This is a genomic window from Marinomonas balearica (assembly GCF_004362145.1).
Classification (GTDB): domain Bacteria; phylum Pseudomonadota; class Gammaproteobacteria; order Pseudomonadales; family Marinomonadaceae; genus Marinomonas; species Marinomonas balearica.
The window spans coordinates 199,566-212,919 of record NZ_SNXC01000013.1 but is presented as its reverse complement, the minus strand read 5'-3'; the positions used below and the strand labels follow the sequence as shown (position 1 = coordinate 212,919).

Sequence of the window (13,354 nt, the reverse complement as noted above, 5' to 3'; positions counted from 1 at the left end):
GAGCTCAATGGGCTTTAACCGAAAGCCAAAATACGGAAACAAGCTATAAACCTTTAGGGTTGGTCTCGTTTACCTTTGAACAATACTAATAACAAAAATCTCTCCGGTAAAAGAATGAGTCTAATAATTGCGATGGGTGAGGCATCTATCAGATGTATATCGCACTAGTCTCTTGACCTGAATGCATGTATAGCGTGCTTCTAGACATAGCTTGTTTAAATCGCTCATATTTTTAGCTACAAGCTCGAAGTGTGAGTCTGAAGTTCTGTTCTAATAGCGGGGTTATTAAAACTATGACGGAGCAGCATATCCTCGAAGATATCGATCCGATCGAAACAAAAGAGTGGGTTGATGCACTCGAATCTGTCCTTCGTGAAGAAGGGCCTGACCGTGCACAATACATTCTGGATCGTTTGACCAAAGAGGCTGCGAAAGCAGGCACACCAATGCCAGCCTCAATTACAACGTCTTACAAGAACACTATAGCGGCGCATCAAGAAACGCCTCTGCCAGGTGACTTGTTTATGGAGCGTCGTATTCGTTCCATAATTCGTTGGAATGCGTTGGCTATGGTAATGAAAGCTAACCGTGAAGATTCTACGCTTGGTGGACACATCACAAGCTTCTCTTCTGCCGCAACTTTATATGATGTTGGTTTTAACCACTTTTTCCGAGGCTCTAGCGAAAAGCAAGAGGCGGATATGGTGTTTTTCCAAGGTCACATTGCACCAGGTATCTACGCACGTTCCTACATAGAAGGTCGTTTAACGGACGAGCAACTGGATAATTTCCGTCGTGAAGTTGATGGTAAGGGTCTTTCTTCCTACCCACATCCATGGTTGATGCCAGATTATTGGCAATTCCCAACAGTATCTATGGGATTAGGGCCACTACAAGCAATCTACCAAGCTCACGTACTTAAGTATCAACATAGCCGAGGTTTAATTGATCACGGCGATCGTAAGGTATGGGCTTTCCTTGGGGATGGCGAATGTGATGAGCCAGAATCATTAGGTGCTATCGCGTTAGCAGGCCGCGAAAATCTTGATAACCTTATCTTCGTTATTAACTGTAACCTTCAGCGTCTTGATGGCCCTGTTCGCGGTAATGGTAAGATTGTTCAAGAGCTTGAGGGCGTATTCCGTGGCGCAGGCTGGAACGTTGTTAAGTGTCTTTGGGGTCGTCATTGGGATCCACTGTTTGAGAAAGATGATAAAGGTCTTTTGGTTAAACGGATGGATGAAGTTTGCGATGGTGAGCTTCAGAACTACAAAGCAAATGGCGGCGCGTACACTCGCGAGCATTTCTTTGGAAAATACCCAGAGTTGTTAGAAATGGTTAAGGATATGTCAGATGACGACATTATGAACCTTAATCGTGGCGGACATGATCCATACAAGGTTTATGCTGCTTATAAAGAAGCGACTTCTCATAAAGGTCAACCGACTGTTGTCTTGGCGCAAACCGTCAAGGGTTACGGTATGTTTAAGGCTGCTGAAGCGCAAAATACCGCGCACCAAACGAAAAAATTGGATGAAGAGTCTTTGGCTCAGTTCCGTGACAAGTTTGGTATCCCAATCAGTGATGAAGAGCTGAAAGATCTACCATATTACCGTCCAGCTGAAGACAGCCCTGAAATGAAGTACTTGCGTTCACGCCGTACTGAGCTTCATGGTGATTTCCCAGCTCGCCGAAAAGACTGTGAAGCACTTGAAGTGCCTTCATTAGAAGCGTTTAAAGCGCAAATCGCCGGAACAAAAGGTCGTGAAATTTCGACTACTATGGCGTTTGTTCGTGCATTGAATGTGATGGTAAAAGACAAGCAAATTGGTCCGCGTGTTGTACCGATTCTTGCTGATGAAGCTCGTACATTTGGTATGGAAGGCATGTTCCGTCAGTTGGGTATTTACTCTTCTGAAGGTCAGCGTTACACACCACATGACCATACTCAGATCATGTACTATAAAGAATCTCAAGATGGTCAGATTCTTCAAGAAGGTATCAACGAAGCAGGTGCATTCTCTTCTTGGTTGGCATTGGCGACATCATACAGTAACAGCAATCTTCCAATGATTCCTGTTTACATCTATTACTCAATGTTTGGTTTCCAACGTGTTGGTGACTTGGCGTGGGCAGCAGGTGATTCTCAGGCGCGTGGTTTCTTGATTGGTGCGACTGCTGGTCGTACAACGCTAAATGGTGAAGGTCTACAGCATGAAGATGGCCACTCACATATCTTGGCGGGTACTATTCCAAATTGTGTGTCGTATGACCCAACTTACTCTTACGAAGTAGCTGTTATCGTTCAAGATGGCCTACGTCGTATGTACAAAGAGAAAGAAAGTGTTTTCTATTACCTAACCGTAATGAACGAAAACTACGCGCATGAAGATATGCCTGAAGGTGTCGAGCAAGGCATCATCAAAGGGATGTATAAGCTTAAGTCACAGACTAAGAAATCCAATAAGCTTTCTGTTCAGCTTCTAGGTGCAGGTGTTATCTTGCGTGAAGTAGAAGCGGCAGCTGAGATCTTGGCTGAAGAGTTTGGTGTAAACTCCGATGTGTGGAGTGTTACATCATTCAATGAGCTACGTCGTGACGGCTTAGATTCAACTCGTTGGAATATGCTTCACCCAACAGAGGAAAAACGCGTTTCTTACGTTGAAGAGTGTTTGTCTGGTAATGGACCTGTTGTTGCATCAACTGACCATATTAAGTTGTACGCAGATCAGATTCGACCATTTATTGGCTCTACATATAACGTACTTGGTACTGACGGCTTTGGTCGTAGTGATACTCGTGAAAAACTTCGCCATTTCTTTGAAATTAACCGCTACTGGGTGGTTGTTTCTGCGCTAGAAGCGCTTGCAAAAGACGGTGAAGTTGAAGCGACAGTTGTTGCTGAAGCCATTGCTAAGTTTGGTCTAGATCCTAATAAGCCAAACCCTGTAACTGTTTAGGTTACTACATAGTTAGGGATCAAGTCTGTCCGTATTTATTGCGGGCAGACTTGGTTTTGTACCAAGAAAGATTCGTCTTTTAGACAAAGGAGAATTCCGTGAGTACTGAAATTATTCGAGTACCGGATATTGGCGGTTCTACTGATGTTGATGTTATCGAAGTAAGTGTTCAAGTCGGTGACATGATTGAAGTAGATCAATCGATTATTGTTTTAGAAACTGACAAAGCTTCTATGGATGTGCCATCACCAGTTGCAGGTAAAGTGGTAAGTATTACTGTGAAAGAAGGTGATACTGTATCTGAGGGTGATGAGGTATTGGTTCTTGAAGTTGCTGGTTCTGAGACCAGTGCAGAATCATTAGCGCCTGTTGCCCCTGTCGAAGTGGCTCCAGAGGTTTCTAAAGCTGTAGAGCAAGCTCCTGCAGCGACTGCTGTAAGCTCTGAACAAGCCGTATCAGTTCCTGATATCGGTGGCGCTACAGATGTAGAAGTAATTGAAATATGTGTTGCTGTTGGCGATGAAGTGGAAGAGGGTGCATCCCTTATTGTCCTTGAGACAGATAAAGCTTCAATGGATATTCCTGCGCCAATGTCAGGTAAAGTTGTTGGCCTATCAATCAATGTTGGCGATACTGTATCAGAAGGCAGCGCTATCTTGACGCTTGCAGTTGAATCCGTAGTAGAAGTTGCTGCGCCAGCTGTGGTTGAAGCACCGGTGGTGGCGGAAGTAGTAGAAGAAGTTTCTGCTCCTGTCGTAATTGCTGGCGGTGTGGAGAGTGTATTTGTTCCTGATATCGGCGGCACAGAAGGTGTTGATGTCATAGAGGTGAGTGTCGCTGCAGGTGATGCAATCTCTGAGGGCGATTCGCTAATCGTTCTTGAAACAGACAAAGCTTCTATGGATATTCCAGCGCCTAAATCAGGTACTGTTAAGTCTATTTCTATCAAGGAAGGGGATAAGGTTTCTGAAGGAGACTTGATTCTTGAGCTTGAGGTAGAAGGTCAAGTTGTTGTAGCTGAAGCTCCGAAGGTTGCTAAACCTGTTTCAGCTCCTGCACCAGCTAAAGCGGCTTCTCCGGCTCCAAAAGCAGTGGCAACAGAGTCTGCGGTTCTTTCTGCTCCTTCCAAAAAGGTTCATGCAGGTCCTGCTGTTCGATTGCTGGCGCGTGAATTGGGTGTAGAACTGTCTTTGGTTCGTGCAAATGGGCCTCGCGGTCGAGTTACGAAAGAAGATTTGCACGCATACGTCAAGGAAGCGGTTAAGAAAGCTGAATCTGGTGTATCCAAAGCGGCTTCCTCTGCGGCAGTTGAGGGTGCGGGTATTCCTCGTGTGCCAGAAATTGACTTTAGCCAATGGGGTGAAGTTGATGTTGTTAAGATGAGCAAGATCCAAAAGATCACGTCTTACAATATGACTCGTTCATGGTTAAATGTTCCTCATGTTACCCAGTTTGATAAAGCTGACATCACGGATTTAGAAGCGTTCCGCAAGGGCTTGAAAGCAGAGATGGAAAAAGAGGGTGTAAAACTTACTCCACTTCCATTCCTTATTAAAGCGGTTGCTCAGGCGCTTGTGGCTAATCCTTCGTTTAATGTTTCTCTTCATGCGGATGGAGAAAACATTATTCAGAAGAAATATGTCCATATTGGTATTGCAGTTGACTCCCCAGTTGGGTTGGTTGTACCAGTATTGCGTGATGCTGATAAGAAATCCATCAAGCAAATTGCGACTGAAGCAAATGCGCTTATTAAGAAAGCGCTTGGTAAGCAACTTAAACCTGCTGATATGCAAGGTGGTTGTTTCACTATTTCCAGCCTTGGTGCAATGGGTGGTACAGGATTTACGCCGATCGTAAATACGCCAGAAGTGGGTATTTTGGGTGTGTCTAAAGCCGATGTTGAGCCTCGCTGGAACGGTAAAGACTTCGAGCCTCGTACTATGCTTCCATTATGTTTGTCGTACGATCATCGTGCGGTGAATGGGGCGGATGCTGGTCGCTTTATGACCTTCTTGAATGCATTGTTGAGTGATTTACGTCGCATGACGCTTTAAATAATCACTTTTAGATTGCGTGTATTGAAGTAAAAAAGCCGCTGATTCAGCGGCTTTTTTGTTTGTTGGAATTGTGTTAGCTTTTTGGAAGGAAGAATGCTTCGATTCGATCTTTTTCCCACATGGCGTCTTTGTAGCCTAGTTGAATTAGTGCTCTAAGATAGGGTTGTGAAAAGAGTAGGTAGCTTGCAGCTGTCGCCATTCCGGCATCAGAGTTCGCGCCTAAATGTCTTAATGCGTTGTACACGGGTTTCGGTAGGGTGTCTATGTGCTCAAAAGCAATGTCGTTGAGCTCTTCTGAAGGTGATATTACAAGGCTCTCGGTCTTTTTTAACTTTTCGTATTGTCCTGTTTGATCTGATTTTGAAAGTAGTCTATTGATAGTGCTTAGGCTCTTTATATCGTCTTCGAGGTTGTCAATAAAGGCGCTATTCATAAGTTGGCCTGTTATCTGGGCGATTGAAGGAGGTGCTACCATTACATCGTTTTTTTGGGGGATATGGTCTGATTTCCTATTTCTACTAACGCCGATTATAAAAAGTTTGGTGGCACCAAGTTTTAGAGCAGGACTCAGTGCTGAGCGCTGTCTAATAGCACCGTCGCCGTAATATTGGTTGTGTATTTTTTGAGCGGGAAATAAAATCGGGATTGCGCTAGAAGCAAGTAGGTGGTTATGGGTTAATGTTTCCTTTATGCCAGAGTGCTTTTCGCTTCGCCATTCTTTGCATGATGCGTCACCTTGGAAAAAACACTCAGACTTTCCATTACTATAATTCATCGCGCTAATAACTAAGGCCTTCAGTCTTCCTTGATTTATTGAATTTTCTACTTCGTTTAATTGTAAATACCTTTCTAGTAAGTGTTTTAATGGCGTGTTTTCCATTAGTGAAAGGCTTTTTCCTTCCGTTTGTTTTTTGAAGACTGAGATGATGCTTTTTGTAAGAGAGGATGTGAGTGGCCAGCGGCTTACTTGATAGACTTGATCGTGGGTCAGGTGCTTCCATACATAGGACAGTTGGCCAGTAGCAAGTCGAAAGTCTTCACTGTATGTTGCGAGCATTGTGGCATTTAGAGCACCGGCTGATGTTCCGCATAATATGTCGAACGGTAGAGTCTGCCCTTTAGAAAACATTTTCCCTACGGCTGACAATACACCAACTTGATAAGCTGCTCTGGCTCCGCCGCCTGATAGGATAAGTGCGCTATTACTCATTACGACACCTTTTTTAATCTGTAATAATCATAAAAACACTTAGAATTATTATGATTCAATAAATCGTTTTTTTATAGAAATAATGTTTTTTATTTTGTTTTAGGTGTTCCGTCGATGTTTCGGTGAATTGTCAGTAGTTGGCTGGAGCGCTTAGTATTTCGAAAGCATAAGAGAGATCTAAAGTGGTCTCCTGACATATAATATTGTTCGAAGTTTTGTTAGTGAATTGAAATAGAAACCTTTTTAAGGGACTATTGTATAATCAATAAATTAGCGAGGCTTCTAATATGGCAATTCACCCTCAAGCTGGAAAGCTTGTGTCTCACGAATCTCTTGTAAACATTCCTAAACTTGTTTCTTCGTATTATCAGCTTAAGCCTGATGTGTCTGTACCAGAACAAAAGGTTAGTTTTGGCACTTCAGGGCATCGTGGCACAGCAATGAAAACAAGCTTTAATGAAAACCATATTTTGGCTGTTTGTCAGGCAATTGCCGAATATAGAAAGCAGCAAGGTTATCAAGGTCCGCTTTTTTTAGGTAAAGACACTCACGCTCTGTCTGAGTGTGCTTTTGGTACTGCTCTGGAAGTGTTTGCGGCAAATGGTATCTCCGTGATGGTGCAGGAAGGGGATGGCTTTACTCCAACGCCGGTTATTTCACATGCGATTTTGACTCACAATGCGTCCAGCGACATTCTGGCGGATGGTGTGGTTATTACTCCATCGCATAACCCGCCGGAAGACGGAGGGATAAAATACAACTCTCCAAAAGGAGGGCCAGCTGATACTGAGATTACTAATTGGATTGCGTTGCGAGCGAATGAGTTGTTGCTGACAGGCCTAGATGAGGTTCGTCGGATGCCTTTAGAGCAAGCAAAAGTGTCGGGGTTAGTTACGGATTTTAATTATATTGATCACTATGTTTCAGATTTGGAAAATGTGATTGATATGCAGGCGATTGCAAATGCGAATATTAAGATCGGCGTCGACCCTATGGGTGGCTCAGGTATCGCGTATTGGAAACCGATAGCGGAAAAATACGGCCTTAACCTGACGGTTGTAAATGATAGGGTTGATCCTGCGTTTGGGTTTATGCCATTAGATAAAGACGGAAAAATCCGAATGGATTGTTCTTCTCCTTATGCTATGGCGAACTTGTTGGAGCTGCAGGACGATTTTGATATCGCGGTGGGGAATGATCCAGATTACGACCGGCACGGAATTGTCTGTAAAGGGCGGGGCCTGATGAATCCGAATGCTTATTTGGGTGTTGCGATAGAGTATTTGGCTCAATATCGTGAAAGTTGGTCTCAGGATGCTGTTTTTGGCAAGACGTTAGTGTCGAGTGGCATGATAGATAGAGTTGTTAAGGGTTTAGGTCGCGGTCTCTGTGAGGTTCCTGTTGGCTTCAAATGGTATGTTGATGGCTTGTTTAATGGATCTTTGCTGTTTGGGGGGGAGGAGAGTGCAGGCGCGTCATTCTTGAGAAAAGATGGTGGTGTTTGGTCTACCGATAAAGATGGCTTTATTTTAGCGTTGCTTGCTGCGGAGATTATGGCTAAAACGGGTAAAGATCCCGCGACTCTGTTTGACGAGCAAGTTGAAAAATATGGGCAGCCATATTATCGACGCATTGATGTGCCTTCAACACCCGAACAAAAGTCTATTCTCGCGAAGTTGAATAAAGATGATGTGACTCAAACCGAACTGGCTGGGGAGCCAATTTGCGATATCTTGACTCACGCTCCTGGGAACGGAGCTTCGATCGGAGGTTTGAAGGTGGTAACTGAAAATGGTTGGTTTGCTGCTCGCCCTTCCGGCACAGAAAATATTTATAAAATTTATCTAGAGAGCTTTGTGTCTGAAGCGCATTTAGCGGATCTGGAAGAAGAGGCTAAATCATTGGTCGCTACTGTCTTGGCGTAATTAACTTTGCTAGCCCCACTTGGATGGCTTGATTTATTGGTTCATCTAGGTGGGGTCTTTATATTATTTGATGTGTTTTATTCGGGAGGCCCATTTAGAAAGTGGGATTTCCAGTTTGTTAGACAGTTTGTTGGCTTCGAATTTCGTTTGCTTGTTGTTGAGCTCAACGCTGCTGTTTGTTGCGACGATAATCCAATTTCCCGATCCTGTATCAATTCCGACAATTTGTTGGAATTCATTTTTTAAATCTTGAACCAATTCTTGATTGTCTATTTGGTCATCCCAACAGTTAATGACAAGAGTGCCTTTTTCTTTAATGGCTTTTGCGCTCGATAAAACGAATGCATGAGTCAGTGCTTTAGCATCAATGCCTTCTTTATGATAAATATCGGTGAATAATATATCAAATTTACGAAATTTATGTTCAGTGAGGAATTCCTCTGCATCGGCATTAATAATTTCAACGCGCTTGCCCATGGGGAGTTTGAAAAAGCGGTTGGCCGCGTCTATGACTTTCTCTCTTAACTCTATTGCTGTTATGTTTATCTTGGGGACTGCATGATAAAGCGCATTAAGCAGTGAGCCTCCTCCCAACCCAAGGAGACATATTCGTTTAGGTTGAGGAGTGAACAGTAGGGAGATCATCATTGCTTGAGTGTATTCATGTTGTAATATATGTGGGGCTGCAATCTGCATGCGGCTTTGCTCGTCGCCTTTAGCAAAAGAAAGGACGCGATATTTACCGTCGTCAAATACGCTGATTTCGCCAAAATGATCTGAATCTTTAAAGAGAACGGACATGTATTGTTCCAATTTTGGTGTGTAGGGCGATGAAAATAGCAAGCCTATGATGATGTTTTTTATCATTCAGGAGCTTTGCTTCTATATAATTTGAGCCAGAATTTCTCTAAGTGAATCGACTTAATCCGTTTAAGGTTGTTTGGATAAGTTGGTTTAACATATCGTTAAATACGTTATGTTTTGTCTAGAAATTTTGAGGCACGTAGTATAATAAAATTTGCTACCCCGTGTGTAGCGATTACTCTCTTTTATTGCTTTCTAATGAGGGTGTAGGTGTTATTACCATGAAGGCTGTTTCAACAGACCATAGGAACATTTTTGATTCAAAAAATTATTCTTCCCGGCATGAGTGAGAAGCAGCGCTTGCTGTATCAACTTGATATTTACCGTGGTGATCTCGAGAGTGAGATTGCTCCCGGGAATAAGTTTCACAAACTACGTTATCATATCAAAGCGGCGAAAGAGAAAAATGCTCGTTATGTTGCTACATTTGGTGGGCCATATTCTAATCATGTGCACGCGTTTACTAAATCGGCAATTAAGGCAGGTTTTTTACCGTTGGTGATCATAAGAGGAGAGTTGCATTCGACTCTAACCTCAACGCTTCGAGACTGTGTGTCCGACGGAGCAATATTGTTTCCTTCGCAGCGAGATGATTATAGGTTAGGGCTTCGTTCTGAAATCAAGAGTGAGGTGGATAAGCTTTACTCCGATGTATACTGGATTGGGGAAGGTGGTGGTGGCACACTGGGGGTGCTTGGATGTTGTGATTGGGCTGACCAAATATCTCATATTATAAATAAGAAATATGATACATGGTGCGTTTCAAGTGGAACGGGTACAACATCGCTTGGGTTGGCGTGTTCTAATGCGGTCGAATCTCTACAAGTATTTAATGCCTTGAAAGGTGCTGAAGATATCGAGCATGAAGTTGAGGTCTTGTGGCATAAAATGGCTGGAGAGTTCACTCATATGAAACATGCGGATCCATTGTCGAAAATGTCATTTTGGCATTCTAAGGAATTTGGTCGGTTTGGTAAGCTGCCTTTAGAAGTGGCTGACTTTTTAAAAGAATTGTATTTTCTAAACCCTACGTTGCGGTTGGATCCAGTCTACACAGGAAAGATGGCCTACAGAATATGGCTGAAAATAAAGCACAATTGTTGGGATTATCAGCGCTCTCTTATTGTTCACACGGGAGGGCTGCAAGGCTGGAGAGGTATTAAAGGTACACTCAATCCATACCCTAATGTAGATGAGCCCATTACAATGTAAAGTTTCATAAGATAGTACCTTTTTCAGGTTCATGGTAAAGTGCGTTGCAACACAACTGAGCAAAGTTATATAGAAAACATAATAAGAACAGTGTAATAAACTATTGCTCGTTTATTGAATAACTGTAGAAGAGATAACACATGAGTCTTTTTAGGCGTGTTGGTATTATTGCCCGGTTAGACAAGCCGCAAATCCTAGACACTGTTAAGCGTCTAATGGATTACTTAGAAGAGAAGCAGATTGCGCCCGTCCTTGAGAGCGATCTTGCGACAATGATGCCCGGCGTTAAAGTTGATATATCACTGTTAAAAGAGCTTGGTAATAAATGCGATTTGGTGATGGTTATCGGTGGTGACGGCTCCTTTTTAGGAGCAGCCAGGGCAATATGCGGCTTTGATGTTCCTGTTATCGGAGTAAACAGAGGAACTCTTGGTTTTCTTACCGATATTTCACCAACTAACTTTAGTGAAGAGTTGGATCCTATCTTTGCGGGTGAATATCTAGAAGAAAAACGTTTTATGATAGAAGCAAAAATTAAGCGTCAAAATCGCCCGAGTGGGGAAGGAGTTGCGTTAAATGATTTGGTTCTTCATCCGGGTAAGTCTGCAAGAATGATTCGTTTTGATCTGTTTATTGATGATCAGTTCGTTATGAACCAAAAGTCAGATGGATTAATCGTAGCGACGCCGACTGGATCAACTGCCTATGCACTTTCCGCTGGTGGTCCAATAATTTTACCGAAGTTAGATGCGCTTGTTCTTGTTCCAATGCACCCGCATACGTTAAGTAACAGGCCGATAGTCATTGATGCAAATGCAAAGATCCGAATTGTGGTGTGTGAATCGAACCTGACTTACCCAAGTGTAAGCTGTGATGGTCAGCTTAATATTACTGCGGCTCCTGGCGATGAAATTCACATTACCCGAAAAGAAGGGGCCATTCGCCTAATACACCCCAAAAACCATGATTTCTATGATGTTTGTAGAAATAAACTCGGTTGGCAAACGGGTTATACTAATTAGAATATTTCTCCCTTCTCTGGAGCTCAGTTTAAATGTATCTCGTTTACACCTTTGAGACTAATGAAGATCCATCCGAGCTTACGAAAGCGTTGTGGAGGGTGAAGATTGGTCATCAGGTCGTTACTAAAACCAGCGGAGACGAACTTTGGGTTACCGACCCCAAATACGTACAGGCAACGCTTGAACTGGTAACGATCTGGAAGCAAGATGCATTAGCATTAACGCAAGTTACGGTAAATCGTCCCACAAACAGTCGGCAAAGTATCAAAACGCTTGTCATTGAAACGCCCGTTTCTTGCTTATTTTTGTTATGTACATTGGCAGTCTGCTTCTTAACGCAGTTAGGAGATAACTCAGAGGCCGTAAAATGGTTTTTAATATCGCCTATTTTCTCTCAATCAGGTCAACTGTTTAGCTTACCTCTCTTGCGTGTTCTTGAATCTGGCGAAGTGTGGCGTTTGATCACACCAACCTTTCTTCATTTTAGTATCCTACATCTGGTGTTTAATGGGTTGTGGGTTTGGGACATCGGCAGGAAGCTTGAGCGACTCATTGGCAGCGTAACATGGCTGATAGGTGCTTTAGTAATTTCGATCGGCGCTAATGTATTACAATACTTATTGTCTAACACCGTCTATTTTGGTGGGCTTTCTGGCTTAGTATATGGCCTGATCGGCGTGGCATGGCTTCTGCCTTATATCTTAAAAAATACGCCACAAATAGTGAGTAAAAGGCTGTTTGTGTTTTTCATGGTTTGGCTTGGAATCGGGTTTACTCCGCTCACTGAAAGTGTAGGGCTTGGTGCAATTGCGAATACGGCTCATATCGTTGGGTTGTTGCTTGGTTTGGTTCTAGGTTTTCTTTATGGGGTGATTAGCAAACGTTTAAGTAACGTCTAAGCGGTGTTTTGCGCGAGCGATGACAGCACTTTTAGCTAATTACTCGATTTTCTATGCATTTAATAACGGTAATATGTGATGAATTTTAAAGACATGATCGACAATATGTCTCCAGAGGTTTATGGAAGTTTGAAGCAGGCTGTTGAACTGGGTAAATGGCCTAATGGAATTAAGCTCACGGATGAACAAAAGGAGCTTTGTCTTCAAGCAATTATTACTTATGACTATTCAAATAAGCCAGAAGAGCAAAGAGTTGGCTTTATAGATAGAGAAGTACACAAAGGATGTGAAAGTAAAAAAGACACGATAACGCACGAAACGGTCAAGTGGGTATCGAATACAGATCAGCATAAAGGAAACGCAGAAAGCAATGATTAGTGGTGATCTGCGAAAAATGCAAGCAACGGTTGAAGGTGTAAAAAACGTTGCTTATAAAATGCGTATTGGCGAAAACCTTGTGCCGTTAAACGACCACATTGGAAAAAAAGTATCTCTTTCGTTCTCAGGTGCTATTCATTGTATTCACTGTGGTAAAACCAGTAAAAAATCCTTCAGTCAGGGTTTTTGTTTTCCGTGTTTTAAAAAACTTGCGGCATGTGATTCTTGCATCATGAGTCCCGAGAAATGCCATTTCCACAAAGGAACTTGCCGAGAACCCGAGTGGGCTGAAGTTCATTGTATGCAAGGGCATTACGTGTACCTTGCAAACTCGTCTGCACTAAAAGTAGGAATCACGAGAGGAGACCAGCTGCCTACACGCTGGTTGGATCAAGGAGCGACTCAAGCACGTCCGATATTTCATGTTGCTAATCGTAGACTGTCAGGTTTGGTAGAAACCTTATTTAAAGAGGTGGTCGCTGATAAAACGAATTGGCGAAATATGCTAAAAGGGCTAGACATTGAGTTTGACATGTACCGAGAGCAAGAGCGCTTGATTGAGCTGGTCTATGAAGGGCTAGATTCTCTCCAGACGGAGTTCGGTATTGAGGCAATAGAAGACCTTTCAGATAAAAATGAGACACATGAGTTTCACTACCCTGTACTTGAGTATCCTACAAAAATTACTAGCATTAACGCTGAGAAGACTCCTTTAGTAGAGGGTACTTTGATGGGCATAAAAGGTCAGTATTGGATATTGGATACGGGCGTAATAAATATTAGAAAGTACACAGGCTACGAAGCTAAGTTAGCGATTCAGGAGTGAT

Annotated in this window: 10 protein-coding genes; 8 read left to right on the top strand and 2 right to left on the bottom strand. The window is 42.9% G+C overall.

The window, feature by feature from the left end; genetic code table 11:
* Positions 1 to 293 precede the first annotated feature (293 nt).
* Positions 294 to 2,960 (top strand): pyruvate dehydrogenase (acetyl-transferring), homodimeric type, encoded by a 2,667-nt coding sequence (gene aceE, locus DFP79_RS12855; RefSeq protein ID WP_133504342.1) that lies wholly within the window; start codon positions 294 to 296, stop codon positions 2,958 to 2,960.
* 98 nt (positions 2,961 to 3,058) lie between these two features.
* Positions 3,059 to 5,014: a pyruvate dehydrogenase complex dihydrolipoyllysine-residue acetyltransferase gene (gene aceF, locus DFP79_RS12850; protein ID WP_133504341.1), complete on the top strand. Its 1,956-nt coding sequence runs from the start codon at positions 3,059 to 3,061 to the stop codon at positions 5,012 to 5,014.
* A gap of 76 nt (positions 5,015 to 5,090) precedes the next feature.
* On the opposite strand, the gene DFP79_RS12845 is transcribed toward aceF, so the two are convergent.
* The gene (locus tag DFP79_RS12845; protein ID WP_133504340.1) at positions 5,091 to 6,227 is read right to left on the bottom strand and encodes a patatin-like phospholipase family protein; all 1,137 of its coding nucleotides are present in this window, start codon (positions 6,225 to 6,227) and stop codon (positions 5,091 to 5,093) included.
* A 287-nt stretch (positions 6,228 to 6,514) separates the two neighbouring features.
* Between DFP79_RS12845 and pgm the strand changes: the two genes are divergently transcribed.
* The gene (gene pgm / locus DFP79_RS12840) at positions 6,515 to 8,152 is read left to right on the top strand and encodes a phosphoglucomutase (alpha-D-glucose-1,6-bisphosphate-dependent) (protein ID WP_133504339.1); all 1,638 of its coding nucleotides are present in this window, start codon (positions 6,515 to 6,517) and stop codon (positions 8,150 to 8,152) included.
* 63 nt (positions 8,153 to 8,215) lie between these two features.
* Here pgm and DFP79_RS12835 read toward each other — a convergent pair whose 3' ends face one another.
* Complete coding sequence (locus DFP79_RS12835) at positions 8,216 to 8,953, bottom strand: fused MFS/spermidine synthase (RefSeq protein ID WP_133504338.1); 738 nt, start codon at positions 8,951 to 8,953, stop codon at positions 8,216 to 8,218.
* A gap of 318 nt (positions 8,954 to 9,271) precedes the next feature.
* Between DFP79_RS12835 and DFP79_RS12830 the strand changes: the two genes are divergently transcribed.
* From DFP79_RS12830 to DFP79_RS12810, 5 genes are all read left to right on the top strand, one after another.
* Positions 9,272 to 10,228, top strand: a complete 957-nt coding sequence (locus DFP79_RS12830; RefSeq protein ID WP_133504337.1) for a cysteine desulfhydrase — start codon at positions 9,272 to 9,274, stop codon at positions 10,226 to 10,228.
* A gap of 140 nt (positions 10,229 to 10,368) precedes the next feature.
* Positions 10,369 to 11,250 (top strand): NAD(+) kinase, encoded by an 882-nt coding sequence (locus DFP79_RS12825; protein ID WP_133504336.1) that lies wholly within the window; start codon positions 10,369 to 10,371, stop codon positions 11,248 to 11,250.
* A 32-nt stretch (positions 11,251 to 11,282) separates the two neighbouring features.
* Complete coding sequence (locus DFP79_RS12820; protein WP_133504335.1) at positions 11,283 to 12,149, top strand: rhomboid family intramembrane serine protease; 867 nt, start codon at positions 11,283 to 11,285, stop codon at positions 12,147 to 12,149.
* 78 nt (positions 12,150 to 12,227) lie between these two features.
* Positions 12,228 to 12,527 (top strand): YeaC family protein, encoded by a 300-nt coding sequence (locus tag DFP79_RS12815; RefSeq protein WP_133504334.1) that lies wholly within the window; start codon positions 12,228 to 12,230, stop codon positions 12,525 to 12,527.
* On the top strand, positions 12,520 to 13,353 hold the full coding sequence (locus DFP79_RS12810; protein ID WP_133504333.1) for a DUF2797 domain-containing protein: 834 nt from the start codon (positions 12,520 to 12,522) through the stop codon (positions 13,351 to 13,353). The genes DFP79_RS12815 and DFP79_RS12810 overlap by 8 nt, the downstream gene beginning before the upstream one ends.
* The last annotated feature ends 1 nt before the right edge of the window (position 13,354 follow it).

Coding starts and splice junctions, on each gene's coding strand:
- aceE (WP_133504342.1), top strand. CDS start 294: ATGACGGAGCAGCATATCCTCGAAGATATCGATCCGATCGAAACAAAA.
- DFP79_RS12845 (WP_133504340.1), bottom strand. CDS start 6,227: ATGAGTAATAGCGCACTTATCCTATCAGGCGGCGGAGCCAGAGCAGCT.
- pgm (WP_133504339.1), top strand. CDS start 6,515: ATGGCAATTCACCCTCAAGCTGGAAAGCTTGTGTCTCACGAATCTCTT.
- DFP79_RS12835 (WP_133504338.1), bottom strand. CDS start 8,953: ATGTCCGTTCTCTTTAAAGATTCAGATCATTTTGGCGAAATCAGCGTA.
- DFP79_RS12825 (WP_133504336.1), top strand. CDS start 10,369: ATGAGTCTTTTTAGGCGTGTTGGTATTATTGCCCGGTTAGACAAGCCG.
- DFP79_RS12820 (WP_133504335.1), top strand. CDS start 11,283: ATGTATCTCGTTTACACCTTTGAGACTAATGAAGATCCATCCGAGCTT.
- DFP79_RS12815 (WP_133504334.1), top strand. CDS start 12,228: ATGAATTTTAAAGACATGATCGACAATATGTCTCCAGAGGTTTATGGA.
- DFP79_RS12810 (WP_133504333.1), top strand. CDS start 12,520: ATGATTAGTGGTGATCTGCGAAAAATGCAAGCAACGGTTGAAGGTGTA.